This is a genomic window from Streptomyces sp. NPDC027189 (assembly GCF_055566975.1).
The window spans coordinates 243,545-268,741 of record NZ_JBVHRI010000001.1; the positions used below are offsets into that span (position 1 = coordinate 243,545).

Here is a 25,197-nt window from a genome sequence, read left to right on the forward strand (position 1 = left end):
GCGACCAGCCACGAGAACCCGCGGCGGGCCTTCCTCCCCGCAGCCTCCTAACAAACCTCTTCGAGGTCCCGCCAGTCCCTGGAGTCGGGGCTGTCCGCGACCCACCCGTCCAGCAGCCCCCTCACCAGCGAGGCCGGCGCAGCCACCCCGCACTCCCGCTCGGGCACCCACAGCTGCCCGTCGGTGCGGTGGCCGAGCGGCCCCGGATGGCCGGGCTCGCTGTGGTCGTGCGGGTCCAGGTGCTCGCCGTCGCCCTCGTCGGAGGGCATCCGCGACTCGGAGCACATCCGGCAGAGCAGCCGTACGGACGACGACCAGTCCTCGGCGGCGAAGCCGGCGTCGGCGGCGAGCTGCTCCAGCGCGTCCCGGTCGTCCTCGGTGGCCGCCTCAAGGAGGACCACCCAGGTAGGCACCGGTGACGGCGCCCACAGCTCGATCTCGTCGAAGACGGGGTAGGCGTGTCCGGCCGCGGTGGTCCGCTCACCGTGCGGGACACCGTCGTGCAGCACCACCTCGCCCCAGCGCCGCCCGGAGGACGGCAGCGGAATGGACAGCACCTCGACGCGGGCGGGGTCGAGCCTGCGCCCCCACACCACCTCGGCCTCGCCCTCGGGCGACAGCCTTACGGCCGCGCTGCCGAGGTCCATGCCCACCGGTTCCCCGGAGACGGCGGCGCCGCCGGGTACCCGCAGCCCGTACGCCTGCCAGGCGCGCCGGGCCAGCGGCCAGTCCTGCAGGGCGGTGGCCGCGATGCCCACGTTCCACCAGTCGGGCGCCCCGGTCTCGCGGTCGAGCAGCGCGACGGCCCTGAGGCCCGCCGCCCGCGCCTGCTCCCAGTCATGCCGGAACTTGTGCAGCAGGGCCAGGTTGAACCAGGACTCGGACAGCCACGGCTCCAAGTCCGCGGCGCGCGTCAGGAGCGCCCCCGCGTCTTCGTACCGGCCGTCGCCGATCAGCGTGAACGCACGGTCGGTGGCCTGCCGCCATGAGGCGGAGGGCCGGTGTCGTCCCTTGCCGAAGATCCTCACGATTCCCGCCTGCCAGTTCCTTGCGTTTCCCGCCTGCCGGTCCCTTGAAGAGTCCCTTGAAGACAGCGCAGCCCCGGGCTGGCCCGTGCCCCCGAACACCCTCTTCCTCGCATCCAACCACGTACCGTTGGACGGGCGCTCATTACCCATGGGTTACCCAGCCTGGGGCAGGGTCAGACCGCCCCTTGCCAGGACCCTGGCCAGCGACTCCACGACCTCCGGCTGATAGTCGCGGGCAGTGGCCAGACGCAGCTTCTCCAGGGCGGTCAGAGTCCCTCCCGGCCCTGCTTCCCTGGCCATCTCCTCGTATGCGTTCACGGCTCGTACGATCCGCGCGGTGACCGGCTGCTCCCGGTATGGGTCGGCCTGCCGCTCCACCACCACGGCGACCTCGGCATCCACACCGGTCTGGCGTACGACGGCACCGCCGAGCAGAGCTATCCGCCGCTGTTCCTCGGCGGGAAGCACGGCGGTGGCCCCGGCGGGGACGGGATCGACAAGACTCAGCTGCCCGATGTCGTGCATGAGTGCCGCGTACTCCAGGACGGTCAGATCGGGCTCGGACAGCCCCAGCTCCCGCCCGACCGCACTGCTGAGCGCGGCCACCCGCCGGGCATGACCGGCGGGGGTGTACCCGGCTATCTCGGTCGCCCGCGCCAGGGAGGCGATGGTCTGCCGGTAGGTGACCCGCACGCCCGCGTACCGCCGGAACGACAGCTGGGTCAGCAGCAGGGGCAGCGAGAAGACGGGCAGCGCCCAGAGCCCGACCACGGCGACCGCGAGCGACATCACGGCCCCGGTCGCGCACACGGCCGACCCGATGCCGAGCATGGACCGCAGCTCGTCCCGCAGCAGCGGCCCGAACGGCCACCGGGTACGGGAGTGCGCCATCGCCGCCGCGAGCACGGCGTCGCACAGCGCGGTGAGCACGAGCAGCGCGACCAGCAGCAGGGCATACGCGGGGCCGCTCCACTCGTGCAATCTCCCCTGGTTGTACAGGGGTTGGAAGCAGACGGCGGCGAAACCGGCGGTCAGTATGCGCCGGGTGAGGTGGTCGAGGGTCGGGCCCCGCCCGCCGGCGGCATGGGGCACGCATCCCAGGAGCGCGGCCGCGGTGACGACGGCGACGACCTGGGCGACACCGTGATGCGTGGCGTGCCCGGCCTGCTCCCCCAGCAGGGCGTACGACAGCGCCCCCGCGGCCCCGAGCGGAGCGGTCTCCCGCTCCTCGGTACCGCTCCAGCGGGTGAGCTCGCCGAGGACGATGAGGAGACCGAAGGCGAGGGCGGTACCGCGTTCTTCGAGGCCGGTCCAGAGGGTGACGACGAGGGAGAGGAGGGCGAGGACGAGGGTGAAGGCACGGACGAGGGTGGGGGCGAGCGGTTTGGGTGCTCTTCCGGCCGAGTGGAAACGGGCGGAGCGGGTGGGAAGGCTCCGCCGCGGAGCGGCGGTACTCATGTCGGGTGCCCTTCCAGTCGACTGGAAACGGGCGGAGCGGGCGGTTGAACACCGCCGCGCGGCGGCGTGCTGTTGTCGGCGGTGACGGCGGGATGCCACCCCTGCCGGGAAAGGGCTCGCGCCAGCGCCCGTACCATCCCGGGGTCGAACTGCGCCCCCGCACACCGCTCCAGCTCCTCCAGCGCCGCGGGCACGGGCCGGGCCCGCCGGTAGGACCGAGTGGACGTCATCGCGTCGAAGGCGTCGGCAACGGCCACCACCCGCGCGAACTCCGGAATCTGGCCTCCCACCAGCCCGTACGGATACCCGCTCCCGTCCAGCCGCTCATGGTGGTGCAGGATGGCCGACCGCGCCTCCCCGAGGAACCCGATCCCCCGGACCATCTCGTGCCCGTACTCGGGATGCAACTCGATGACCCGCCGCTCCTCAGGGGTGAGCGGCCCGTCCTTCCGCAACAGCCGGGTAGGAACGCCGAGTTTGCCCACGTCGTGCAGAATCCCGGCGAACCGCAGCACTTCGACCCGCTCGTCGTCCATGCCGAGTTCCCGCGCGATCATCATGGACGCCTGCCCGACCCGCTCGCTGTGCCCGCGCGTGTACCCGTCCTTGATGTCGACGGCCTGGACCAGCGCGCGAATCGTGGCCTGGTGGGCGGCCCGCTCCCGGTGGTACTGCGCGAACACCCAGCAGGACACGTACATCGGCAAGAGCACAAGCAGCGCGGCGACAGGCCCGTACGGGCTGCGCCACAGCACCGCCATCATCAGCCCCGCGAGCCCGTGCACGGCGACGGGCGCGAGAGAGCGCGCGAAGAGCCCGCGCCAGGCGCCCCGCACCGGCACCCGCTCGGCGAGGGCCAGGATCCCGCCGTCCAGCACGGTCAGCACGAGGCAGAACGTGAGCACCGCGGCCACGGCGGGCACCAGCGCGTACGGAAAGTGGGGCTCGACCACCGCGTTCCGGCCGCCCAGCGCCCAGTGCACCCGGGAGGCCGCCCAGATCGCTACGGCGAGCTGGGCCGCGCGCCAGATCCGGCGCAGCCACCGCGGCCGCTGCTCGACCCGGGCGAGCAGGGCCCCCGGCAGCGCGACGAGCGCGGCGGCTGCGGGCGGCAGCAGAAAGGCCCCGGCCAGCAGCACGGGGAGGAAGGTGCCCATCCCTTTGGGGGCCTCACGGCCGGGGGCACCGGCGGCCCGGGGGCCGCGGGGCAGCGGGATCCGCTCGCACCCCGCGTACAGCACGGCGAGCAACGCGACGACCCACCACGGCACTTGGAGGTGCGGCAGCGGAGCCAGGCAGAGCAGGGCCCCGAGAACGACACAGGCCACGTACACACGGGCCCACGCCGGAACCGACCCCATCCTCGTCCCCTCCCCGACTTCAGGCTCCGGAGCCTAGAGCGGCGGGGGCGCCACGGGGACGCGTATGGCCGAATCCGCGGGCTCGGAGCCCGCGGATTAGCACGTTCGGGTGATAAAGGGACGATCTCCGTGACGAGTTGACGCTCGACGTCGGGAGTTCAGGACTCCTGAGGCGTCGCCGTCACGTCGTGCTCGGGCACGACCTGTCCGGAGCGGATCAGATCGATGCGACCCATGACCTTGGCGCGCAGATCGCTCGGCACGTCGTCATGACCGCAGCACCGCTTCACCAGCTTCTTCACCGCCTGCTCGAGGCCGTACTTCTCGAGGCATGGGGAGCACTCCTCGAAGTGCACCTCGAACTTGGTGCAGTCCGCGTCCGGCATCTCATGGTCGAGGAACTCGTAAAGATGGTCGAGTACCTCACTGCAATCCGTCTCGTGCGGCTCTCCGCAGCTCATGAGCCCGAGCCTTTCGCTTCGTTCGACTCCCCGGCGCCGGCCGGGACCAGCCCACGGTCACGCGCGTAGTCCTCGAGCATGCCGCGCAGTTGACGGCGACCCCGGTGCAGCCGGGACATCACCGTACCGATGGGTGTCCCCATGATGTCCGCGATCTCCTTGTACGCAAAGCCCTCTACGTCCGCGAGATAGACGGCGATGCGGAATTCCTCGGGGATCGCCTGCAGCGCTTCCTTGACGTCCGAGTCGGGCAGGTGATCGAGCGCCTGCGACTCGGCGGAGCGCAGACCCGTCGACATGTGCGACTCGGCACGCGCCAGCTGCCAGTCCTCGATCTCCTCGGCCGCGGAGCGCTGGGGTTCGCGCTGCTTCTTGCGGTACGAGTTGATGAAGGTGTTGGTGAGAATGCGGTACAGCCACGCCTTGAGGTTGGTTCCCTCACGGAACTGGTGGAAGGACGCGTACGCCTTCGCGTACGTCTCCTGCACCAGGTCCTCGGCGTCGGCCGGGTTGCGCGTCATGCGCAGGGCGGCCGAGTACATCTGGTCGAGGAATTCGAGCGCGTCCCGCTCGAAGCGCGCGGTGCGCTCGGCGGACGACTCCGTGCTCGTGCCCTGGCCCTCGGGCTGCTCCGCCTGGCCGTTTTCGGTCCCTGCGTCGGTCCCAGTGACCGGACCCACCTCCTCCAGCGACGACGTGAGACCGAAACCGGTCCCACTGGAATCGGAGGATAGACGACGATCCGTACCCGCCGCCGCCCGAATAGGGGCGGTCTTTGCCGCGTGCAGCACCGTCCAGTCCAGGTCAGCGCTGCTGCGACGGCTCGGGCAGATGGTCGAACCCATGCGGCGGACTTCCTCTCGTACGAACGGTCAGCACGCTCCGTGCTGTCTGATCCCCACAACAGACGTCCGCCGCTCAACATTCCCGGGCGTTACACGAGTGACGCGGTCCACTTCACGACACCGTCAGTGATGACCGTCAGCGCCTCGTCCTGCTCGATCGGCGCCCTCTTCGGAACGGCGAAGCCATGATCGCCGTACGGCACCTCGATCAGCTCGTACGACCCCTTCGGGAACTCCTCCGGCTTCCCGAACGGGTCGTTGCCGCCCTGTACGACCAGTGTGGGCACCCCGGAGCCGAGCAGCTCGTCGGCACGCGACTTCTCGGGCTTGCCCGGCGGGTGCAACGGAAAGCTGAGCGCAAGCACGGCCTGGGCTCCCAGCTCGACGGCCGTACGACAGGCGACCCGCGCCCCGGCACTGCGCCCGCCGGAGACCACGGGCAGCCCCGGACGCGCGAGCGCGGGCCACAGCCCCCGCCACCCGGCATCCAGCGTCTTCGGCGCGGGCGCCACCTTCTTCCCGGCCACCCGCCAGGGCTGCTCGACAAACGCGACACTCACCCCGTGCCCGGGCAACACCCCGGCCAACGCCTGCAGATCCCGCGCCTCGATGCCACCACCCGCTCCATGACTGACGGCAAGCACAAGCCGCGCCTTCTCGGCAGGGTGCCAGGTGACACGGGCACTGCCCGCTTCGGTATCAACCGTCTCACTGTGCGTCACAGAACCATCCTGTCACTGCCCTGACCGAGGGCACGCGTGCCGCCAGGGGCGGCACCCGTCTCAAAGCGAGCGGCACCCTGCGAGCGCCGGTAAGCGCACCCACCCCGGCCTCGGACCGGTCCCCGGGCACCCTCTCAGAAGAGCGTCCCCTCCTCCGGCCCCTCCAGCTCCTTCAACAGCTCGGGCCCGTTGTTCCGTACATTGCTCACCGCCGTGGACACGGGATACGCCCGCATCAACCCCTCCGGAGGCGGAGCGAGCAGCGACCGCAGGTCGTCGACATCGGTCCGCGCCGGATCGAGCCAGGCATCCCACCGATCCGGCGTGAGCATCAGCGGCATCCGCGGATGGATGTCGGCCAGGGCCCGCGGCCCCTCGGCCGGCGCGACCGCGAGCGGCGAGCTCTCCGCCTCGGTCGTGATGACCGAACACGTCACCCACCACGCCCGCGGATGGTCATCGGGCAACGTCTTGTCGCGCCAGAACTCGTACAGCCCGGCCATCGCGAAGACAGAACCGTCCGCGGGAGTCACGAAGTACGGCTGCTTGCGCGGCCGCTTCTTCTTGCCCTCGACCTCCAGATCGCGCTCGGAGACACCGGTGACCCACTCGTAGTAGCCGTCGGCGGGCACAATGCAGCGCCGGGCGGCGAAGGCGCGACGGTACGAGGGCTTCTCGTGCACCGTCTCCGCGCGCGCGTTGATCATCCGGGCGCCGCCCTCGGGCGTCTTGGCCCAGGACGGGACGAGCCCCCACCTGAGCTTGCGCAGCTGGCGAACCGGCTTCCCCGGGACGGAGGAACTGGTGGATGCAGCGTCCGCGTCCTTAAGGGGACGGTCGAGGACTGCGTAGACCTCCTTGGTCGGGGCCACGTTGTAGTCGGGCGCCAGTGTCTCCTCGGGCTCCCACTTCTCGATCTCAAAGATTCCTGCGAGATCCTCGGGCCTACGACTCGCTGCATACCGTCCGCACATACGTGCCACACTGCCAGATTCCGCGTTACGAGAGGGAGCTCCCGCCGACAATGGACAGCACCGCATCCACCTCGCTGGCCGGCCTCTGGGACCAGATCTTCGGAGGCCAGCCGGACCCCGACCTGTGGGTGGTGATCGCCACCATGGTCGCCGCGCTGGCGGTGATCGTCCCGCACGGCCTCTGGCGCGTCTCCCGCAACGCCATCACCATCGCCCACGAGGGCGGCCACGGCCTGGTCGCCCTGCTCACCGGGCGCAGTCTCAGCGGCATACGGCTGCACTCGGACACCAGCGGCCTCACCGTCAGCCGCGGCAAGCCCACCGGCTTCGGCATGATCCTCACCGCATCCGCGGGCTACACCGCTCCCCCGCTGCTCGGCCTGGGCGGCGCCGCACTGCTCGCCGCGGGCCACATCACCGCACTGCTGTGGCTGGCGACGGCCCTGCTCGTCGCGATGCTGGTGATGATCCGCAACGCGTACGGCGCGCTCACCGTGCTCCTCACCGGCGGCACGTTCGTGGTGGTGTCCTGGCTCGCCGGCCCCCAGGTGCAGGCGGCGTTCGCTTACGCCGTGGTGTGGTTCCTGCTGCTCGGCGGTGTCCGCCCGGCCTTCGAGCTCCAGGCGAAGCGGATGCGAGGCGGAGCGGGCGACTCGGACGCGGATCAGCTGTCACGCCTCACCCACGTCCCGGCGGGCCTGTGGCTGTTCCTGTTCCATGTGGTGTCCCTGTGCTCACTGATAGGCGGGGGCCGCTGGCTGCTGGAGGTCTGAGGCCCCCGCACAGGAGCGCCCCAACGGGGCGCCAGGAACTGCCCGACCAGCCACAACGGCCGCGCAGTCAGGAGCGACCCGCGTCTCGCGGCCGAACCCGCGGAACGAGCCGCGGAGCGAACCCCCATTAAAGTGGGGCGCATGACCGTGAACCCCGCCCACACCGCCCTCTGGCCCGCCCCGCACGCGAGCGGAGCCGTCGACGCGACGGTCCACGTGCCGGGGTCGAAGTCGGTCACCAATCGCGCTCTCGTGCTGGCGGCGCTGGCCTCCGAGCCGGGCTGGCTGCGCCGGCCGCTGCGCTCCCGCGACACCCTGCTGATGGCGGGCGCTCTGCGCGCGATGGGTGTCGGCATCGAGGAGACGGTGGCGTCCAGCTCCACGGTCACGGCCGGTCCCGACGCCTCCGGCGAGGCCTGGCGGGTCATCCCCTCGGGCCTGCACGGCCCGGCCACGGTCGACGTCGGCAACGCGGGCACCGTGATGCGCTTCCTGCCCCCGGTCGCCGCGCTCGCCGACGGCCCCATCCGTTTCGACGGTGACCCGCGCTCGTACGAGCGCCCCCTGAACGGTGTGATCGACGCGCTGCGCCTGCTGGGCGCCCGGATCGACGACGACGGCCGCGGCGCACTGCCGCTGACCGTGCACGGGGGCGGCGCTCTGGACGGCGGCCCGGTCGAGATCGACGCGTCCTCGTCCTCCCAGTTTGTGAGTTCCCTCCTCCTCTCGGGCCCGCGCTTCAACCAGGGCGTGGAGGTCCGGCACATCGGCTCGGCCCTCCCCTCCATGCCGCACATCCGGATGACGGTCGACATGCTGCGCGCGGTCGGCGCGCAGGTGGACACCCCGGAGTCGGGCGGCGAGCCCAACGTCTGGCGGGTCACGCCGGGCGCCCTGCTCGGCCGCGATCTGATCGTCGAGCCGGATCTCTCGAACGCACAGCCGTTCCTGGCGGCGGCCCTGGTGACCGGCGGAAAGGTCGTCATCCCCGACTGGCCCGCGCGCACCACCCAGCCCGGTGACAGGCTGCGAGAGATCTTCACCGAAATGGGCGGTTCCTGCGAACTGACCGAAAGCGGCCTGGAGTTCACCGGTTCCGGCGCGATCCACGGCATCGACGTGGATCTGAGCGAGGTCGGCGAGCTGACCCCCGGCATCGCGGCGGTCGCCGCCCTCGCCGACTCTCCCTCGACGCTGCGCGGGGTGGCCCACCTCCGCCTGCACGAAACGGACCGCCTGGCCGCGCTCACCAAGGAGATCAACGAGCTGGGCGGCGACGTCACCGAGACCGCCGACGGTCTGCACATCCGCCCACGCCGGCTGCACGGCGGCGTCTTCCACACCTACGACGACCACCGCATGGCCACCGCCGGCGCGATCATCGGCCTGGCCGTGGAGGGCGTACAGATCGAGAACGTGGCGACAACGGCGAAGACCCTGCCCGACTTCCCGGACATGTGGACCGGAATGCTCGGGAACTGACGGGCGGACCGGGATCATGCGCCGTTACGGCAAGCACACCGACGAGGACGACATCCGCCAGCGCCCCAACCGCAAGGGCAACCGTCCACGTACGAACATCCGCCCCAAGCACGAGGAGGCGGTCGAGGGCATGGTCCTCACCGTCGACCGGGGCCGCCTGACCTGCCTGGTCGAGGACCGCGTCGTGATGGCGATGAAGGCCCGCGAACTGGGCCGCAAGGCCGCGATCGTCGGCGACCGTGTCGCCATCGTCGGCGACCTGTCCGGCGAGAAGGACACCCTCGCCCGCATCGTCCGCATCGAGCCGCGCACCTCCGTGCTGCGCCGCACGGCCGACGACGACGATCCGTACGAGCGCGTGGTCGTCGCCAACGCCGACCAGCTCGCCATCGTCACCGCCCTCGCCGACCCCGAGCCGCGCCCCCGTCTGATCGACCGCTGCCTGGTCGCGGCGTACGACGGCGGCCTCACCCCGCTCCTCGTCCTCACCAAGTCCGACCTGGCCTCGCCTGACGAACTCCTGGAGCTGTACGGGGCGTTGGGCGTCCCCTACGTCGTGACCAGCCGGGAGGAGCTGGAGAGCGGCGAGGCGGTGGACCGGGTGCGCAAGCAGCTGGACGGCAAGATCACGGCCTTCGTCGGCCACTCGGGCGTGGGCAAGACGACCCTGGTCAACGCGCTGGTCTCCCTGGAGCGGCGGCGCAGCACCGGAGTCGTCAACGCGGTCACCGGGCGCGGCCGGCACACCACCACGTCGGCGCGCGCGATCCCGCTGCCCGACGAGGCCGGCTGGGTCATCGATACGCCGGGCGTCCGCTCCTTCGGCCTGCACCACGTCGATCCGTCCCGGGTCATCCACGCCTTTCCCGACCTCGAACCCGGCACCGAGGGCTGCCCACGCGCGTGCAGCCACGACGAGCCGGACTGCGCGCTCGACCAGTGGGTGGCGGACGGCCACGCGGACCCGCAGCGGCTCTACTCGCTGCGCAGGCTGCTCGCGACGCGCGAGCGGAAGGAAGGCGACTGATCGCCGTGCGACCTGACCTCCGCGTTGTTTGCGTCGGCGGCCCGTCGGTAAGGGCTTAGCCGGTCGGCAAATGCATAATCGCACCAAGCGACCCCGGAGAGGCCGCTGACCGGATCCAAGCCAGACGAAGCAGTCTACGTGCGGACGCGGGAGGACAGACATGGCGTGGCTGCTGGTCGTTGTGGCGGGACTGCTCGAAACCGGCTTCGCCGTCTGTCTGAAGCTCTCGCACGGCTTCACCAGACTCTGGCCGACCATCGCGTTCTGCGTCTTCGCGCTCGGCAGCTTCGGCCTGCTGACCCTCGCCCTGAAGAAGCTCGACGTCGGCCCGGCGTACGCCGTGTGGACCGGCATCGGCGCGGCCGGCACCGCGATCTACGGCATGATCTTCCTCGGCGACCTGGTCTCGACGCTGAAGATCGTCTCGATCAGCTTCGTCATCATCGGAGTCATCGGCCTGCAACTGTCGGGCTCCGCCCACTGACGCCAGGCTCCAGGCACACGTCGCGGACAACGCGCCTGCCGTCCGAGTCGACGTCCGGTCCGGCCACTTCGCGCGCCGGGGTCATCGGGTCGGCTTCCGCCGAGTCGATCAGACGCTCTGGACACCGAGCCGGTGGGACGGGGGCAGCGCGGCCTTCACCAGGTCCGTGACCCCGCCCTCACCGGGCGGCGCGGCCACACACGACAAGGCAAGACGGACGACGAGTTCGCAGGAGCGTGCCAGTTCGGCCGCGTCCGCCCTGGAGGTGGACAGCGAGGCCACCGCACGGTCCCGGACCAGCGACACGAAGTCGGCGGGCGAGGGCAGTGGCCCGTCGGCCCGCCGCTGCGCGGGCACGGCGGACGAGGAGGGTACGGCCGACAACGTCGGCGAGGGCAGCCGCTCGCTCCAACAACCGGTGAGCATCGCCCGTACAAGAGCATTGCTCCGCGCGGCCGATGCGGTCCACTCTGCAGTCGCCACCAGCCGCTCCCGCGCGTCCACATGAGCGCCGAGCGCCCGCTCGACCCCCGCGAGATAGGCATCGGCCTCCCGCCGCACCAGGGCACGCGCGAGCCCCTCTTTGCTCCCGAACTCGTTGTAGAGCGTCTGACGTGACACCCCGGCCACGGCGGCCACATCGACCATCCGCACCGCGGACCACGCACGACGCGCGAGTGCCGTATAGGCGGCGTCCAAGAGGGATTCCCGCGCTGCAGGCATCATCGCCTCCCTGGGGCGAGCGAGTCTGCAGCTCAGATTTGACGCGCACAAAGGCACTGTCAAGGGTTCGCGGCGGCCCGAAGGGGCGTACGTCACCTAGCGCACGCGTCGGCGGACGGACGCAAGCCCCCGCGGCCCGGGGGCCGCCGAACCGACCGAAGGGGACGTGCCGGAAACGTCCGCCCGCAGCGGATGGCCCGTCACCGCCTGTTCCTCGGCGCGCAACCGATTCCGCGCCAGACCGAGGGACGGATGCTCCGGCACGGACCCGACCCACTACTGGGCGGCAGGCGAACCCACCACCGGGCGGCAGCCGCGGGCCGGAGTGATCCCCGGCCCGTGTAGCCCCGCCCCGATGCGGGCAGATACGGTTCACCCATGCCCGACTATCGCGATGACCTGCGCCTCGCCCATGTCCTGGCGGACGCCGCCGACGCCGCGACGATGGACCGGTTCAAGGCGCTCGACCTGAAGGTCGAGACCAAGCCGGACATGACGCCGGTGAGCGAGGCGGACAAGGCCGCAGAGGAGCTCATCCGCGGCCAGCTCCAGCGAGCGAGACCGCGCGACGCGATCCTCGGCGAGGAGTACGGCATCGAGGGCACGGGCCCGCGCCGCTGGGTCGTCGACCCGATCGACGGCACCAAGAACTACGTACGCGGCGTCCCCGTCTGGGCCACGCTGATCTCCCTGACGGAGGCGGGCGAGGGCGGCTACCAGCCGGTCGTCGGCGTCGTCTCCGCCCCCGCGCTCGGCCGCCGCTGGTGGGCCGCGAAGGGGCACGGCGCGTTCACCGGCCGCAGCCTCTCCGCCGCGTCCCGGCTGCACGTCTCCCGCGTCTCGCGCATGGCCGACGCCTCGTTCGCGTACTCGTCGCTGAGCGGCTGGGAGGACCAGGGCCGCCTCGACGGCTTCCTGGACCTCACGAAGGCCGTCTGGCGCACCCGCGGATACGGCGACTTCTGGCCGTACATGATGGTCGCCGAGGGCTCGGTCGACATCTGCGCGGAGCCCGAGCTGTCCCTCTGGGACATGGCGGCGAACGCGATCGTGGTGACCGAGGCGGGTGGCTCCTTCACCGGCCTGGACGGCCGCCCGGGCCCGCACAGCGGCAACGCGGCCGCGTCGAACGGCATCCTCCACGACGAGATGCTGGGGTATCTGAACCAGCGGTACTGAACATGGCTCACAGTGAGCGAGGTTCACTACTGAAGCGCGTTCATAGTGAGCAGGTCAGTACTGAACCGTGTTCACAGTGAGCAGGGTTCAGTACCGAAACGGAACGCACTGCCGAGTGGGGTTCCTGAGCAACCCCCGCTGAGCTGGGACTACTGAGTAACCCCCAGGCGCCCCCGAACTCGCCGCACGCGCCCCCTTGTTGACCCTCCCTTTAACTGCGACTCTGAGAGTCCCCCCACTTGTGAACTTGTGAATCGCTTCTCTTGGCGCTTCACCAAGGAGGTGGCTCCAGCCCATGCTCGTCCGCGACGCCATGAGCACGGTGGTTCTGACCATCGGCCCGGCACACACCCTCCGTCAGGCGGCCCGACTGATGTCCGCACGCCGCGTCGGCGCGGCCGTAGTCCACGACGAGGACTCGTCCGGCCTCGGCATCCTCACCGAGCGCGACATTCTCAATTCCCTCGCCCTCGGTCAGAACCCGGACACGGAGACCGCAGGTACCCACACCACCACCGACGTAGTCTTCGCCGCCCCCGCCTGGACCCTGGAGGAGGCCGCGACCGCGATGTCGCACGGCGGCTTCCGTCACCTGATCGTGCTCGACTCGACCGGCCCGGTCGGCATTGTCTCGGTCCGCGACATCATCCGCTGCTGGGCACCGACGCGACAGCAGGTACCGGCCTGAGCATGCGAGCGGGCCGGAATCCCGAAGGATTCCGGCCCGCCACCCACGACAAGCGTTCCCCGCTTGTTGTCAGCCGCGCAGGGCCTGGACCGCGGCTTCCAGCCGCTTGCCGAAGTCGCCCTCCGCCTGGCGGAAGTTGTTGATCGCGCGCTCGGCGATGTCGTCACGGGAGACCTTGGCGATGAAGCCCGCCAGGTTCTCGACCAGACGGCCCTTCTCGTCCTCGGACATCAGGCGGTAGAGGTTGCCCGCCTGCACGAAGTCGTCGTCCTCGGCGTGGACCGGAGCTGCGGTGTCGCCGGTGACGCCGGCGACCGGAATCGGCTGCCACAGCGGACGATCCGTCTGGAACGGGCCGCCGAAGCTGTTCGGCTCGTAGTTCTTCGCGCCCTTGTGGCGGCCGTCGTACAGGAAGCCGTCACGGGAGTTGGTGCGCGCCTCGGTGGCGTGCGGGCGGTTCACCGGAAGGTGGTCGGCGTTGATGCCGACGCGGTAGCGGTGCGCATCGCCGTACGCGAAAAGGCGGCCCTGGAGCATCTTGTCGGGCGAAGGACCGATACCCGGCACGAAGTGGGCCGGCGAGAAGATGGACTGCTCGACCTCGGCGAAGATGTTCTCCGGGTTGCGGTTGAGCTCCAGCCTGCCGATCTCGATCGGCGGGTAGTCCTCGTGCGGCCACACCTTGGTCAGGTCGAACGGGTTGAAGCGGTACGTCGCCGCGTCCGCCGCCGGCATGATCTGCACCTGCACGGTCCAGGACGGGAAGTCGCCGCGCTCGATGGCCTCGCGCAGGTCGCGCTGGTGCGAGTCGGGGTCCTCACCGGCGAGTTTGTTGGCCTCGGCCTGGGTGAGGTTCTTGATGCCCTGGTCGGTCTTGAAGTGGTACTTGACCCAGAAGACCTCGCCGGCCTCGTTGTTCCACTGGTAGGTGTGCGAGCCGTAGCCGTTCATGTGGCGGTACGAGGCCGGAATGCCGCGGTCGCCGAACAGCCAGGTCACCTGGTGGGTGGACTCGGGAGACAGACCCCAGAAGTCCCAGACGTTGTCCGCCTCCTGCGAGCCCGTGTACGGGTCGCGCTTCTGGGTGTGGATGAAATCGGGGAACTTGATGGCGTCCTTGATGAAGAACACCGGGGTGTTGTTGCCGACGAGGTCGTAGTTGCCCTCTTCGGTGTAGAACTTCAGCGCCCAGCCACGGGGGTCACGGACGGCGTCCGCGGCACCGAGGTTGCCGGCCACGGTCGAGAAGCGCAGAAACGTCTCGGTCTGCTTGCCGACCTCGGAGAGGAACTTGGCGCGCGTGTATCTGGTGACATCGGCGGTGACCGTGAAGGTGCCGTAGGCGCCGGCGCCACGGGCGTGCACGACACGCTCCGGGATGCGCTCACGGTTGAAGTGCGCGAGCTTCTCCAGCAGCAGCTGGTCCTGAACGAGGACGGGCCCGCCGACGCCCGCGGTCTCGCTGTTCTGGTTGTCGGCGACCGGCGCGCCTGCCTCCGTCGTAAGCGGTCCCTGCGTCACGTGCGCCTCCTGCGTCATTCCGGGCCAGTCCTGCCCTTTGGCCAATACCGGTCTCGATCCTACAATGGACATTGTCTAAGTCAAGTCCAGCTCCAAAGTCACACCCGTTCGGGATCTGGTCTCCTTGCTGTTAAGCTGTCCGTATGAGTGACCTGTTGGAACGGCTGCGCGGACGCGGATGGCGAATGACCGCGCAGCGGCGTGTCGTGGCCGAGGTCCTCGACGGCGATCACGTCCACCTGACGGCCGACGAGGTACATGCGCGTGCCGTCGCCAAGCTGCCCGAGATCTCCCGGGCGACCGTCTACAACACGCTGGGTGAGCTGGTCTCACTCGGCGAGGTGCTGGAAGTCGCCACGGACAAGCGCGCCAAGCGCTACGACCCGAACGCGCACCGTCCGCACCACCACCTGGTCTGCGCCCAGTGCGGCGCCATCCGCGACGTCCACCCGACCGGCAACCCGCTCGCCGACCTCCCGGCCTCGGAGCGCTTCGGCTTCACGGTCTCGGACGTCGAGGTGACGTACCGAGGCGTCTGCCCGAACTGCGCGGCAGGCTGAGACCCGCTGCTTGCACGAAAGCCCCGGCGCGCGACGCGCGCCGGGGCTTTCTGCTGTTCGCCGTCCACAGCGGCGCCTCTGCGCGACCAGCCATGAACACACCGAGGGCCGGAACCCTGTCGGATTCCGGCCCTCGGCCTTCAGTAGCGGGGACAGGATTTGAACCTGCGACCTCTGGGTTATGAGCCCAGCGAGCTACCGAGCTGCTCCACCCCGCGTCGATGAACTGAACAGTACGTCAACTGTGTGGACCAGCGCAAATCCCTTGATCGAGCGCTCCAGGGGCACCTTTGCGGCTCCGACCGGCGATCGTGTTCCAGCCCGTCCGGCGTTTGAGGACGAGGCCGTCAAGGCCGAAGCGGGGGGCCCGGGGGCGCCCCCCAGGTTCGGGACGGGCAGGGATGGAGGGGACGAAACCAGCCTGGCCCCAGCCCCACCCCACCTCAGCGCAACCCCACCTCAACCCAACCGTCACGCAGACAACTCCTCCCGCAAGGCATCCCGCAACCGAGCCGCCCGCTCGGACACCTCCGGCGGCCCAAGAGAGACGGCACGGTCGGCCCACCGCTGCCCCTCGGCAAGCTCCCCTCGCCGCGCGTAGACGAGCGCCAGCCGAAGCGCGGCACGCCCATGTCCCGCGTCAGCGGCCCGCGTCCACCACAGCGCGGCCTCCGGCTCGCTCCCCTCCCGAGCCAGCAGCAGCCCAAGATTGAACGCCCCGTTCCGAGACCCGGCCTCGGCAGCCTCGCGGTACCACCGAGCCGCCTCCACCACATCGCCCCGCGCGGCGGCCAGCATCCCGACCCGCACCTGCGCCCGCCGATGCCCCTGGGACGCCGCCCGCTCGTACCACTCCTCGCACTCGCTCTTCTCCAGAGCGGGCTCACCCAGCTCATGAGCGGGCGCGGGCGGGCGCCGCGCATCGAGCACGGCGGCAAGCCGGTACGCGGCCTCCGCGCTACCGCCCCCCGCCGCACTCCGCAGATGCCGCTCAGCGGCCCGCTCGTCCCCCTCCCGGAGCCTCGCGATGGCGACCTGGAGTGCCGCCTCGGTGTGCCCTGCGGCGGCAGCCCGCTCGTACCAGCGCAGCGCGGCCGCGTCGTCGTCCTCGGCCCCCCGCCCGGCATGCAGAATCCCGAGGTTGAACGCGGCGTCCACACTCCCGGCCTCGGCGGCCTTGGAGAACCAGGGCTCGGCCCCGGCGGCGTCGCCGACCTGCAGCAACAGGATCGCCAAGGCATTCGCGGCCTCGCGATGACCGGCGTACGCGGCCCGGCGATACCACTGCTCGGCCTGCGCGGTCCGCCCCTGCTCGGCGCAGAGCAGCCCGAGGTTGTACGCCCCGTTCACATCGCCCGCGTCCATCGCGGCCCGATACCACCGCTCGGCGGTCTGCGTCTCACCGCGCTCGGCGTGCAGCGCGCCCAGCGCGTTCGCCGCGTTCCCGTCCCCGTCCTGCGCGGCCCGCAGCCACCACACGGCGGCGCTCTCCGTGTCCCCCGCGTCCCGCAGCAGGAACCCGAGCGCGCAGGCGGCCCGCGCCTCGCCGTCCTTGGCGGACGTCAGGTACCAGCGCCCGGCCTCCTTGAGGTCGCCCCGCTTCTCCAGAATCGCCCCGAGGTGCAGCGCGGCCCGCCGGTGCCCGCGCGCGGCGGCCTGCCGGTACCACTGCTCGGCCTCTTCACCCGCCGCGCCGATGACACCGATGACACCGTTGTCAGCACCGGCCTGGCCCGCGTCGGCGGCCTTGCGATCAAGCGTCCGCGCCAGCCGGTAGGCGGCCTCGCGGTGCCCCCGCTCGGCGGCGGCCCGCATCCACTGCTCGGCGCCGACGTCGCTGCGATGCTCCAGCAGATCGGCGAGCGCGTACGCGCCGAGGGCGTGCCCCTGCTCGGCGGACTGGCGCAGCCAGTACTCGGCGGCGGGTTCGTCGCCGCGCTCCCGGTGGTGCCGACCGAGCGCGTGCGCGGCGGCCGCGGAACCCGCGACGGCGGCGATCCGCCACCAGCCGGCGGCCTCGTCGGCGTACCCGCGCTGATGCAGGAGGACACCCAGGTTGTTGGCGGCGGCGCGGTCACCGGCGGCGGTGGCAGCGCGCAGCTGAGGCTCGGCTCCGTCGAGATCACCGCGGCGCAGCAGCATGGCCCCGAGGACGCTCATCGCCTCCACGTCGCCGGCTTCGGCGGCGAGCCGCTGGCGCGCTTCCTCGACAGCCTCGCCGGTTTCGTCCCGGTCGGAAGGCTGCGTGAGCTCCGCAGGCTGCTCAAAGTCGGCAGGCTGCGCAAACCGCCCCGTATCCAACAGAGTTCCCTTGTCCCCCATAACGTCCATCGTCGCACCACCTGCAACCTGGGTACACCTGGTATACCGCAGCCAGTGAGGTCACTTCAGCGTTTTGTCGACATGCCCACAGAGAGACAAGTCAAACACAGATTTCCCAACTCCCCACGCATGGCGCAGCACTTCACGCAAGTCGCCAGGTCACCACGGGCGCCTCGGCGTGGCGCGGCACACGTCGAAGGCCCGGATCCATGATCAGGATCCGGGCCTTCGACTTCAGTAGCGGGGACAGGATTTGAACCTGCGACCTCTGGGTTATGAGCCCAGCGAGCTACCGAGCTGCTCCACCCCGCGCCGTTGTGTTGCAACCGTATCACGGCGCGGGGTGGGCTCCTGATCAGCCGCTTCCGGAGCTCTTGTCGCCGCTCTTGCTTCCATCGCTGCCACTGCCGCCGCTGGTCTTGTCGGCCTTGGTCTGCGCTTCCTCCGCTCGTTTCAGCGCGTCCTCAAGATCCTTCTGCGCCTGGCCGTACGCCGGCCAGTCGCCCTTCTTCAGGGCTTCCTGGCCCTGATCGAAGGCCTTCTGGGCGTCCTTGAGCGCCTCTTGGACCGTTGGGTTGTTCGACGTGGGCGGTTTCGTGGTCCCCTCGTCCGGCGGCGGCGTGGTCGAACCGTCCGCTCCGAAGACCGTGTTGAGCGCCTTGTCGAGCGTGTCCTCGAAGGCGGTGCTGCCTCCGTAGGTCACCAGCACCTTGCGCAGCAGTGGGTACTTGAGGTCACCACCGCGCACGTAGACGGGCTCCACATAGAGCAGTCCTCCGTCGAGCGGAACCGTCAGCAGGTTGCCGTACTCGATGTCCGAGTCACCGCCCTTGAGGAGTCTGATGGACTCGGCGATGGACGGCTCGGAGTTGAACTGGCTCTGCACCCGTTTGGGTCCGTCGACGGTTCTGCCCGTCGGCAGTTTCAGGATGCTGATCTTGCCGTAACCGGGCTTGCCCGCTTCGGCGTTGACGGACACGAAGGCGCTCAGGTTGTCACGGCCGTTGGGCGTCATCGTCGTCGTCAGCGAGAACGACTGCGCCGTCTCGCCGGGCAGTTTCATGCTCAGGTAGTAAGGCGGCACGGGCCCCGACTTGTTGGTCGGGTCGTCCGGGACCTGCCACACCTCACTGCCGCTGAGGAACGTCTGCGCGTCCTTCACGTGGTAGCGGGTGAGCAGCTCACGCTGGACCTTGAACAGGTCCTGCGGATACCGCAGATGAGCCATCAGAGACGGCGAGATCGACTCCTTCGACTTCACCGTGTTCGGGAACGCCTTCATCCAGGTCTTCAGGACCGGGTCCTGGGTGTCCCACTGGTAGAGCTTGACCTCACCGGTGTACGCGTCGACGGTCGCCTTCACCGAGTTGCGGATGTAGTTGACCTGGTTCTGCTGGGCCACCACCGCGCGCTGGTTGTTGGCCGCCGTCAGCGAGTCCGCCGTCGTGTCACCAAGGGTGGTGCGGGAGGCGTACGGATAGCCGTTGGTGGTCGTGTAGGCGTCGACGATCCACTGGATCTTGTTGTCGACGACCGCCGGATAGGCATCGCCGTCGATGGTCAGCCAGGGGGCGACCGCCTCGACACGCTCCTTGGGAGTGCGGTTGTAGAGGATCCGCGAACCCTCGCCGATCGCACCGGAGTACAGGATCTGCGGCTCGCCGAACGCCACCGCGTAGGCGGCCCGGTTGATCGGGCTGGAGAGGCTGACGCCGCTCTTGCCCTTGTAACTGGTGGTTTTCTCGCCGCTGTCGTCGGAGTAGTCGATCTCCTTCTGGGGACCGCCGACGATCGAGTACTGGGTGGTCTTCTCGCCGTAGTAGATCTGCTGCTGATACGTGCCCAGGTCGCCCTTGGACGGCAAGTTGTACTCGGTGAAGACCGGGCGGCCCTCGCTGTCGGCCGTGGTGCCCTTGGCCGCGACGACGCCGTAGCCGTGGGTGTAGCGGAAGTGGTCGTTGATCCAGTTGTTCTTCGGGATGCCCTGGAGATTCAGCTCGCGCAGACCGATGACCGTGTCCTGGGCCTTGCCGTCCTTGGTGTACCGGTCGACGTCCAGGTTCGACGGGAAGCCGTAGTAGTTCCGCACCTGCTGGAGCTGCTGGAAGGTCGGCGACACGATGTTCGGGTCCATCAGACGCAGGCTCGCGGCGGTGTTCGCGTCGTCGCGCAGCCCGGCCTTGTCCTTGGTGTTGCTCGTGCCCGGGTAGTCGGTCACCTTGGTGCCGTCGATCCCGTATGCCTCGCGGGTCGCCTTCAGGTTCTTCTCGACGTACGGCGCTTCCTTGGCCTGCTCGTTCGGCTGGACCTGGAACTTCTGGACGATCGCCGGGTACAGGCCGCCGATGAGGATCGCCGAGAGCACCATCAGGCCGAAGCCGATGACGGGCAGCTGCCAGGTGCGCCGCCACAGGGTGGCGAAGAAGAGCAGCGCGCAGATGACGGCGATGCAGAACAGGATCGTCTTGGCGGGCAGATACGCGTTCGCGTCCACATACCTCAGGCCCGTCCAGTTGCCGGTCGCCTTGAAGTCACTGGACTTCACGGCGAGGCCGTACCGGTCGAGCCAGTAGGCGACCGCCTTCAGCGCGACGAAGATGCCGAGGAGGACCGAAAGGTGCCCGGTGGCCGCGCCCGTGGCGCGCGCCCCCGGGCTGGTGATCCGCAGCCCGCCGTACAGGTAGTGCGTGAGCGCGGCGGCGATCAGCGAGAGCACCGCGGCCGCGAAGCCGAAGCCGAGCAGGAAGCGGTACCAGGGCAGGTCGAAGGCGTAGAAGGAGACGTCGAGGTGGAACTGGGGGTCCTTCTGGTGGAAGGGCACCCCGTTCACCCACATCAGCCAGGTGCGCCACTGGCCCGAGGCGGACGCGCCGGCGATCAGTCCCACCAGGGAGGTGATGCCGAGCAGCAGCCATGTCTTGTAGGGCGCGATGCCCATCCGGTAGCGGTCGAGGCTCTGCTGCTCCATCGACATGGCGCTGAGCGGCGGGCGCAGCCGGTGCGCCAGCCAGATGTTCACGCCGACCGAGACCGCCATCAGCAGGCCGAAGACGAAGAAGAGCCCGATCTTGGTCCACAGGGTGGTCGTGAAGACGGACGAGTAATGAACCGACCGGTACCAGAGCCAGTCCGTCCAGAATCCCGAGAACATGACGAAGGCCATGGCCAGCACGGCCAGCACGCCCAGCGTCATGAGCAGGGTCCGGACACGCCGGGAGGGTCGGCCCACTCTGATCCGTGGCCCCGTCGGGCCTCCGCCGCGGTCCGGCATCTGGAAAGCCAAGGTGCGCACCTCGAAGTCGCTGTTGATCCGTCAGGTCCCCGTGATGGTGGACCGTCCGTAAGGCTCCGTGATCGTGGAGCCTCATCTATGCAACTTACTCACGCTTTACTCGGTTCCCGGTTCCGGGTATTAACGAGGCAGGATTGTGACCATGTCCAACACTCCCATGGCAGCGAGCCCGCTCACCCGAGCCGTACTCGAAATCGACGAGTACGCCTCCGGCCTCGGCTGGGACCAGCCCGCTCGCCTCTTCGCCCTCGTAGACACCGCGCGACTGCGGGCCCAGGAACCCGGCCTCGCGGCCCAGCTCGGCCTGCAGGACGAACCGGAGACCACCGGTCTCACCCCCATCGAGCAGGATGAGATCCCTGCAGAGAAGCCGCTCGACGAGTTCCTCGGCACGATCGCCTGGCCGGACGCCGTGGTCGGCTGCGCACTCACGGTGGAGCGGCTGATGCTGCCGCCGTCCGCCGAGGCCTCCGTCCCGGAGGGCCTCAGCGAGAAGAAGCTCGCGAAGTGGGTCGCCGAGCACCCGGACCGTCAGGAGGTACGCATGACGGTCGGCGTCCTGCGCGACGGCACCCGTGATTCGGCGCTCCGCCTGCGCGAGAAGGACGCGCCCACGGAGGTGCTCACGGGGTCGGACCTGGTGCCGGGCCTGGCGGAGGCGCTGTCGGCGACGTTCGCGGACTGATCTCTCGCTGTACGTGGCTGGGGGCGCCCCCTGGTCCCGGGGCGCCCCCAGCCACGTACAACCCGATGTCTGTCAGCCCTTGGTGGTGCACTTCGGCAGGTCGGCCGTGTTGCCGGAGCTGATGTCCTTGAGGGCGCTCATCGCGTCGTCGATGGTGTTGACCTTGACGAGCGTGAGCCCCTTGGGGGTGTCCTTGGCGGCGGCCGCGCAGTTGTCCTTGGGCGTCAGGAAGTACTGGGCGCCCTTCTCGCGCGCGCCCACCGTCTTCATCTCGATCCCGCCGATCGGGCCGACCTTGCCGTCGTCGTCGATGGTGCCGGTGCCGGCCACGAACTTGCCGCCGGTGAGGTTCCCCGGGGTGAGCTTGTCCACGATGCCGAGCGCGAACATCAGGCCGGCGCTCGGTCCGCCGACGTCGGCGAGCTTGATGTCGATGGTGAACGGGAACGTGTGATCGGTCCCGGCCGAGATCCCGACGATCGCCCGGTCCGTACCGCTGTCGTCGGACTTGGTCGTGGTGATCGTCACGTCCTTGGTCGCGGTCGCCGTCTTGTTCTCCTTCTCGGCGGCGGCCTGCTCCTTGGCGGGCACGATCGTGAAGACGACCTTGTCACCCGGCTTGTGCTTGGTGACCAGCTTCGCGACGTCGTCGGGCGCCTTCACCGTCGTACCGTCGACGGCCTTGATGACGTCTCCGGCGTGCAGCCGGCCTTCGGCCGGGGAGCCCTTGAGGACCGTGGAGACGATCACCCAGGACTTCACCGGGACGTTCAGCTCCTTCAGAGCGGCCACCTTGGCGCTCTCCTGGGACTGGCTGAACTCCTCGGCGTTCTCCTGCGTCGACTGCTCCTCGGTCTTGCCGTCGGGATAGAGCGTGTCGTGCGGCACGACCTTGTTGTCATGCGCGAGCCATCCGAACACGGCCTCGACCAGGTTCATGTTGTAGTCGGCGCTGGTGACCCGGACCGTGGTCATGTTCAGATTCCCGGTGGTGGAATAGGTCTTGCGCCCGGAGATCTGCAGCACCGGCTCGCCGTCGTGCTCGCCCAGTGTGTTCACCGTGGGGCCCGGTGACATCTCCGAGTACGGCACTTTGATGAACACTCCCGCGCACAGGAGCGCGATCAGGATCAGAGTGGAGGCGAGCATCGTCGCGGTGCGGCGTGGCATGGAACGACAGTACGGGACGGTGCTGTAAGCGCACCGTCGGGGCCGTCCGTACGGGGCTGGACGAGGCCGTCCGTACGGGGCTGGACGGGGCCGTGCTCACAGGCCGGAGGGGCACCGTGGATACGGGTCGTAGCGCGGAGGGCTCACACGGCGTCGGAGTGGGACTTCTCCCCGTCCGCGGACCGCTCCATGACGTCGGACCTCTCCATGGCTTCACGGAAGCGCGTATACCCCGCGAGCTCGACGCCGTCTCCCGCCGCCTTGCGATTGCGGCCGGCCCAACTACCCCACAGTCCGGCACCGATCGCAGCCACAAGCGGAATCAGCAACCAGGCGAGCGCCGCCATGTCGACCTCCCAACCCCACGAGCGACCGCAACTGACTGATCAGCAGATTAACCATCCGCAGTGTTAACGCTCACGGCAGGGGCCCGGTTACGCAACCGGAGGGCAGGTGAGAGGTTGGTTAACCCTCAAGGCCGAATGAGCGCCCGAATCCTCGGGCCGAATGAGTGGTCGAACCTCAGGCCGAATGAGTGGGCGGATCCCAGGACCCCATCACCGGCCGGCCTCAGCAGGCTCCGACCCACTCCTCCGTACCGTCGGAGAACTTCTGGTGCTTCCAGATGGGCACTTCGTGCTTCAGGTCGTCGATGAGCTTGCGACACGCCTCGAAGGCCTCGCCCCGGTGCGGGCACGAAACGGCGACGACGACCGCGAGGTCACCCACGGCCAGGTCCCCGATACGGTGCACGGCGGCCAACGCCCGCACCGGATACTCGGCGACCACCTTCTCGGCGACCCGCAGCATCTCCGCCTCTGCGCTGGGGTGACACGAATACCCCAGCTCATCGACGTCGGCACCCCCGTCATGATTCCGGACGGTCCCCACGAACAGCGCGGTGCCTCCGGAGGCGTCGTCCCCCACGGCCTTGAAGACCTCGTCCAGGGAGAGCGGCGTCTCGCGAATGGCGATCAACTTGATCGCGTCCTGCGCCGCCTGCTCACCGGGATGGTCGTTCATGGATGCCATGGGCCCATCGTGCCCCACACCACTGACAACACGAAATAGAGGTTTCACCCGGCACACGCGCGTGCGCCTTTGGAGCCTCCTACAGGAGATCGTTCAGCCCGTCCGGCATGTGAGGACGAGGCCGTCGAGGCCGCAGCGGGGATCTGTGGGCGGCGGCAGCCCCAGGCACGGGACGGGTAGCGGCGGAGGGGGCGAAAACCCGTCAGGTCGGCGCCAACGTTGGGTGCCCAGAAACCCGGGCCGAGCCGGGCCTCAGGCGCCCTCAGACGCGCCGCCGAGCCTTTCGAGCCCGCCGGACCACGGCGGCCGCACCCAGCAGAGCCACCGTCGCCCCCGCGGCCCCCGCCGCCGTCGCGTCCTTGCGTCCGAGCCGCCGCCCGGCCACCGTGTGCCGCCCGGCAACCTCCTCCAGCAGCTCCGCGAGGACCTCCTCGTTGGTCCACTGCGGCCGCCACCCGGCGTCATGCAGCCGGCTCCCGCTCACCACCCAGGGATACATCGTGTACGCCAGATCCCCGGCAGGCGAAGGAGTGAGCCCGATCCTGTGAAGCCGAGCGGCAGCCCCCAGGGCGACGGTGGACGGCAGTTCCATCCGCCGAATCCCGCTCAGCTCCTCGACCTCCTCCTGCTCCAGCCATCCGTCGCACCCGACGGCGAGCTCCCCTTCCACCTTCTCGACGACGGCGTACTCCAGAGCGCTGCACAGGTCCTCGACGTGGCAGAACTGCCAGGCGGGCCGGGACCCCGCCACCACCAGCAGTCGAGGCGACTCGAAGTACCTGGTCAGAGCGGTATCGGTGCCCCCGACGAGCACGGCGGGCCGCACGACGGTGACATTGAGCCCCGGATGCGCCCGCGGCGCCCGCCGCGCGAGCCGCTCGATCTCCAGGAGGTCGCCGACGCCCGTGGCCTCGGCCGTCGCCCGCAACTCGGCGTCTTCGGAGAGGGGCAGCTCGTTGTCCGGCAGCGCCCCGTAGACCATCGCGGACGTGCACAGCACCACCCGGTGGATCCCGGCCGCGGCAGCGGCCGTGAGCACGGTCTGCGTCCCCCGAACGTTGTACGCCGTCCGCGCCGCCGCATCCGTCTCCAGATCGAGGTCCAGCGCGAGATGCACCACGACGTCCGCCCCGCGCAGCTTCTCGGCGATCGCCGGGTCCCGGACGTCCAGGATGTGCCACTGAGCGGCAGCGCACTCGCCGCGCCGCTCGTCGATGGCGATGACCTGCTTGATCTCCTCACTGGCGGCGAGCCGCTCGGTGAGCAGCGCACCCACGCCGGACGCGGCGCCGGTGACCGCGACGACGGGCCCGCGCGGAGCTGGGCTGGTTGACTGGTTTCGCGCTGCGCGAACCTGCGGATCTGGGGAACTCACCGGGCGTCTCCAGCGGTTGTCTTCAGTAACGGACG

23 protein-coding genes and 2 tRNA genes are annotated in these 25,197 nt (G+C 69.7%); 8 read left to right on the forward strand and 17 right to left on the reverse strand.

What is annotated here, in order from left to right; translation table 11 throughout:
- Positions 1 to 47 precede the first annotated feature (47 nt).
- From ACZ4RZ_RS01095 to ACZ4RZ_RS01125, 7 genes are all read right to left on the reverse strand, one after another.
- Positions 48 to 1,028: a tetratricopeptide repeat protein gene (locus tag ACZ4RZ_RS01095; RefSeq protein WP_189189349.1), complete on the reverse strand. Its 981-nt coding sequence runs from the start codon at positions 1,026 to 1,028 to the stop codon at positions 48 to 50.
- 153 nt (positions 1,029 to 1,181) lie between these two features.
- The gene (locus tag ACZ4RZ_RS01100) at positions 1,182 to 2,486 is read right to left on the reverse strand and encodes an HD-GYP domain-containing protein (protein ID WP_467740809.1); all 1,305 of its coding nucleotides are present in this window, start codon (positions 2,484 to 2,486) and stop codon (positions 1,182 to 1,184) included.
- Positions 2,483 to 3,847, reverse strand: a complete 1,365-nt coding sequence (locus ACZ4RZ_RS01105) for an HD-GYP domain-containing protein (RefSeq protein WP_467740811.1) — start codon at positions 3,845 to 3,847, stop codon at positions 2,483 to 2,485. Before ACZ4RZ_RS01105 ends, ACZ4RZ_RS01100 begins: the two co-directional genes overlap by 4 nt.
- A gap of 158 nt (positions 3,848 to 4,005) precedes the next feature.
- Complete coding sequence (gene rsrA, locus ACZ4RZ_RS01110; RefSeq protein WP_189189351.1) at positions 4,006 to 4,308, reverse strand: mycothiol system anti-sigma-R factor; 303 nt, start codon at positions 4,306 to 4,308, stop codon at positions 4,006 to 4,008.
- On the reverse strand, positions 4,305 to 4,988 hold the full coding sequence (sigR, locus tag ACZ4RZ_RS01115; RefSeq protein WP_355844693.1) for an RNA polymerase sigma factor SigR: 684 nt from the start codon (positions 4,986 to 4,988) through the stop codon (positions 4,305 to 4,307). The genes rsrA and sigR overlap by 4 nt, the downstream gene beginning before the upstream one ends.
- A 254-nt stretch (positions 4,989 to 5,242) precedes the next feature.
- A complete protein-coding gene (locus ACZ4RZ_RS01120; protein WP_467740814.1) occupies positions 5,243 to 5,875 on the reverse strand; it encodes an alpha/beta hydrolase family protein in 633 nt (210 codons plus the stop codon).
- A gap of 134 nt (positions 5,876 to 6,009) precedes the next feature.
- Entirely contained in the window at positions 6,010 to 6,849 is an 840-nt protein-coding gene (locus tag ACZ4RZ_RS01125) for an SOS response-associated peptidase (protein WP_467740816.1), read from the reverse strand.
- A gap of 50 nt (positions 6,850 to 6,899) precedes the next feature.
- On the opposite strand from ACZ4RZ_RS01125, the gene ACZ4RZ_RS01130 reads away from it, so the two are divergent.
- The 4 genes from ACZ4RZ_RS01130 to ACZ4RZ_RS01145 all read left to right on the forward strand — a co-directional run bounded on the left by ACZ4RZ_RS01130 (position 6,900) and on the right by ACZ4RZ_RS01145 (position 10,615).
- A complete protein-coding gene (locus ACZ4RZ_RS01130) occupies positions 6,900 to 7,622 on the forward strand; it encodes a M50 family metallopeptidase (RefSeq protein ID WP_467740818.1) in 723 nt (240 codons plus the stop codon).
- Between the two features lie 141 nt (positions 7,623 to 7,763).
- Positions 7,764 to 9,104, forward strand: a complete 1,341-nt coding sequence (aroA, locus tag ACZ4RZ_RS01135; RefSeq protein ID WP_467740820.1) for a 3-phosphoshikimate 1-carboxyvinyltransferase — start codon at positions 7,764 to 7,766, stop codon at positions 9,102 to 9,104.
- Between the two features lie 16 nt (positions 9,105 to 9,120).
- Positions 9,121 to 10,131 carry a ribosome small subunit-dependent GTPase A gene (rsgA, locus tag ACZ4RZ_RS01140; protein ID WP_467740822.1) on the forward strand — a complete coding sequence of 337 codons (1,011 nt, stop codon included), beginning with the start codon at positions 9,121 to 9,123 and terminating at the stop codon, positions 10,129 to 10,131.
- A 160-nt stretch (positions 10,132 to 10,291) separates the two neighbouring features.
- On the forward strand, positions 10,292 to 10,615 hold the full coding sequence (locus ACZ4RZ_RS01145; protein WP_467740824.1) for a DMT family transporter: 324 nt from the start codon (positions 10,292 to 10,294) through the stop codon (positions 10,613 to 10,615).
- 108 nt (positions 10,616 to 10,723) lie between these two features.
- Here the strand turns inward: ACZ4RZ_RS01145 and ACZ4RZ_RS01150 are convergent, their stop codons facing one another.
- Complete coding sequence (locus tag ACZ4RZ_RS01150; RefSeq protein WP_467741915.1) at positions 10,724 to 11,338, reverse strand: TetR/AcrR family transcriptional regulator; 615 nt, start codon at positions 11,336 to 11,338, stop codon at positions 10,724 to 10,726.
- A gap of 378 nt (positions 11,339 to 11,716) precedes the next feature.
- Between ACZ4RZ_RS01150 and hisN the strand changes: the two genes are divergently transcribed.
- Together hisN and ACZ4RZ_RS01160 are read left to right on the forward strand one after the other, a co-directional pair.
- Positions 11,717 to 12,517, forward strand: a complete 801-nt coding sequence (gene hisN, locus ACZ4RZ_RS01155; protein WP_467740826.1) for a histidinol-phosphatase — start codon at positions 11,717 to 11,719, stop codon at positions 12,515 to 12,517.
- A gap of 295 nt (positions 12,518 to 12,812) precedes the next feature.
- A complete protein-coding gene (locus ACZ4RZ_RS01160) occupies positions 12,813 to 13,205 on the forward strand; it encodes a CBS domain-containing protein (RefSeq protein ID WP_467740828.1) in 393 nt (130 codons plus the stop codon).
- Between the two features lie 69 nt (positions 13,206 to 13,274).
- Here ACZ4RZ_RS01160 and ACZ4RZ_RS01165 read toward each other — a convergent pair whose 3' ends face one another.
- The gene (locus tag ACZ4RZ_RS01165) at positions 13,275 to 14,726 is read right to left on the reverse strand and encodes a catalase (protein WP_467740830.1); all 1,452 of its coding nucleotides are present in this window, start codon (positions 14,724 to 14,726) and stop codon (positions 13,275 to 13,277) included.
- A gap of 143 nt (positions 14,727 to 14,869) precedes the next feature.
- Here ACZ4RZ_RS01165 and ACZ4RZ_RS01170 point away from each other — a divergent pair, with 143 nt between their 5' ends.
- Complete coding sequence (locus ACZ4RZ_RS01170) at positions 14,870 to 15,286, forward strand: Fur family transcriptional regulator (protein WP_189189362.1); 417 nt, start codon at positions 14,870 to 14,872, stop codon at positions 15,284 to 15,286.
- Between the two features lie 144 nt (positions 15,287 to 15,430).
- On the opposite strand, the gene ACZ4RZ_RS01175 is transcribed toward ACZ4RZ_RS01170, so the two are convergent.
- The 4 genes from ACZ4RZ_RS01175 to ACZ4RZ_RS01190 all read right to left on the reverse strand — a co-directional run bounded on the left by ACZ4RZ_RS01175 (position 15,431) and on the right by ACZ4RZ_RS01190 (position 20,879).
- A tRNA-Met gene (locus ACZ4RZ_RS01175) sits at positions 15,431 to 15,504 on the reverse strand.
- Positions 15,505 to 15,757: 253 nt separating this feature from the next.
- Complete coding sequence (locus ACZ4RZ_RS01180; protein WP_467740832.1) at positions 15,758 to 17,617, reverse strand: tetratricopeptide repeat protein; 1,860 nt, start codon at positions 17,615 to 17,617, stop codon at positions 15,758 to 15,760.
- Between the two features lie 229 nt (positions 17,618 to 17,846).
- Positions 17,847 to 17,920 (reverse strand) — tRNA-Met (locus ACZ4RZ_RS01185).
- Positions 17,921 to 17,963: 43 nt separating this feature from the next.
- Positions 17,964 to 20,879, reverse strand: coding sequence for a UPF0182 family membrane protein (locus tag ACZ4RZ_RS01190; protein WP_467741917.1), 2,916 nt, complete (start codon positions 20,877 to 20,879; stop codon positions 17,964 to 17,966).
- A 163-nt stretch (positions 20,880 to 21,042) separates the two neighbouring features.
- Here ACZ4RZ_RS01190 and ACZ4RZ_RS01195 point away from each other — a divergent pair, with 163 nt between their 5' ends.
- Positions 21,043 to 21,585, forward strand: coding sequence for a PPA1309 family protein (locus ACZ4RZ_RS01195; RefSeq protein WP_467740834.1), 543 nt, complete (start codon positions 21,043 to 21,045; stop codon positions 21,583 to 21,585).
- Between the two features lie 72 nt (positions 21,586 to 21,657).
- Here the strand turns inward: ACZ4RZ_RS01195 and ACZ4RZ_RS01200 are convergent, their stop codons facing one another.
- The 4 genes from ACZ4RZ_RS01200 to ACZ4RZ_RS01215 all read right to left on the reverse strand — a co-directional run bounded on the left by ACZ4RZ_RS01200 (position 21,658) and on the right by ACZ4RZ_RS01215 (position 25,162).
- Positions 21,658 to 22,755 carry a YlbL family protein gene (locus tag ACZ4RZ_RS01200; RefSeq protein ID WP_467740836.1) on the reverse strand — a complete coding sequence of 366 codons (1,098 nt, stop codon included), beginning with the start codon at positions 22,753 to 22,755 and terminating at the stop codon, positions 21,658 to 21,660.
- Between the two features lie 143 nt (positions 22,756 to 22,898).
- Positions 22,899 to 23,102: a hypothetical protein gene (locus ACZ4RZ_RS01205; RefSeq protein WP_467740838.1), complete on the reverse strand. Its 204-nt coding sequence runs from the start codon at positions 23,100 to 23,102 to the stop codon at positions 22,899 to 22,901.
- Positions 23,103 to 23,325: 223 nt separating this feature from the next.
- Positions 23,326 to 23,787: a molybdenum cofactor biosynthesis protein MoaE gene (locus ACZ4RZ_RS01210; RefSeq protein ID WP_189189367.1), complete on the reverse strand. Its 462-nt coding sequence runs from the start codon at positions 23,785 to 23,787 to the stop codon at positions 23,326 to 23,328.
- Positions 23,788 to 24,049: 262 nt separating this feature from the next.
- On the reverse strand, positions 24,050 to 25,162 hold the full coding sequence (locus tag ACZ4RZ_RS01215; RefSeq protein ID WP_467740840.1) for an SDR family oxidoreductase: 1,113 nt from the start codon (positions 25,160 to 25,162) through the stop codon (positions 24,050 to 24,052).
- Positions 25,163 to 25,197: the final 35 nt, after the last annotated feature.

Coding starts and splice junctions, on each gene's coding strand:
- ACZ4RZ_RS01100 (WP_467740809.1), bottom strand. CDS start 2,486: ATGAGTACCGCCGCTCCGCGGCGGAGCCTTCCCACCCGCTCCGCCCGT.
- ACZ4RZ_RS01105 (WP_467740811.1), bottom strand. CDS start 3,847: ATGGGGTCGGTTCCGGCGTGGGCCCGTGTGTACGTGGCCTGTGTCGTT.
- rsrA (WP_189189351.1), bottom strand. CDS start 4,308: ATGAGCTGCGGAGAGCCGCACGAGACGGATTGCAGTGAGGTACTCGAC.
- ACZ4RZ_RS01125 (WP_467740816.1), bottom strand. CDS start 6,849: ATGTGCGGACGGTATGCAGCGAGTCGTAGGCCCGAGGATCTCGCAGGA.
- ACZ4RZ_RS01130 (WP_467740818.1), top strand. CDS start 6,900: ATGGACAGCACCGCATCCACCTCGCTGGCCGGCCTCTGGGACCAGATC.
- aroA (WP_467740820.1), top strand. CDS start 7,764: ATGACCGTGAACCCCGCCCACACCGCCCTCTGGCCCGCCCCGCACGCG.
- rsgA (WP_467740822.1), top strand. CDS start 9,121: ATGCGCCGTTACGGCAAGCACACCGACGAGGACGACATCCGCCAGCGC.
- ACZ4RZ_RS01145 (WP_467740824.1), top strand. CDS start 10,292: ATGGCGTGGCTGCTGGTCGTTGTGGCGGGACTGCTCGAAACCGGCTTC.
- ACZ4RZ_RS01150 (WP_467741915.1), bottom strand. CDS start 11,338: ATGCCTGCAGCGCGGGAATCCCTCTTGGACGCCGCCTATACGGCACTC.
- hisN (WP_467740826.1), top strand. CDS start 11,717: ATGCCCGACTATCGCGATGACCTGCGCCTCGCCCATGTCCTGGCGGAC.
- ACZ4RZ_RS01160 (WP_467740828.1), top strand. CDS start 12,813: ATGCTCGTCCGCGACGCCATGAGCACGGTGGTTCTGACCATCGGCCCG.
- ACZ4RZ_RS01170 (WP_189189362.1), top strand. CDS start 14,870: ATGAGTGACCTGTTGGAACGGCTGCGCGGACGCGGATGGCGAATGACC.
- ACZ4RZ_RS01180 (WP_467740832.1), bottom strand. CDS start 17,617: ATGGACGTTATGGGGGACAAGGGAACTCTGTTGGATACGGGGCGGTTT.
- ACZ4RZ_RS01190 (WP_467741917.1), bottom strand. CDS start 20,879: ATGCCGGACCGCGGCGGAGGCCCGACGGGGCCACGGATCAGAGTGGGC.
- ACZ4RZ_RS01195 (WP_467740834.1), top strand. CDS start 21,043: ATGTCCAACACTCCCATGGCAGCGAGCCCGCTCACCCGAGCCGTACTC.
- ACZ4RZ_RS01200 (WP_467740836.1), bottom strand. CDS start 22,755: ATGCCACGCCGCACCGCGACGATGCTCGCCTCCACTCTGATCCTGATC.
- ACZ4RZ_RS01205 (WP_467740838.1), bottom strand. CDS start 23,102: ATGGCGGCGCTCGCCTGGTTGCTGATTCCGCTTGTGGCTGCGATCGGT.
- ACZ4RZ_RS01210 (WP_189189367.1), bottom strand. CDS start 23,787: ATGGCATCCATGAACGACCATCCCGGTGAGCAGGCGGCGCAGGACGCG.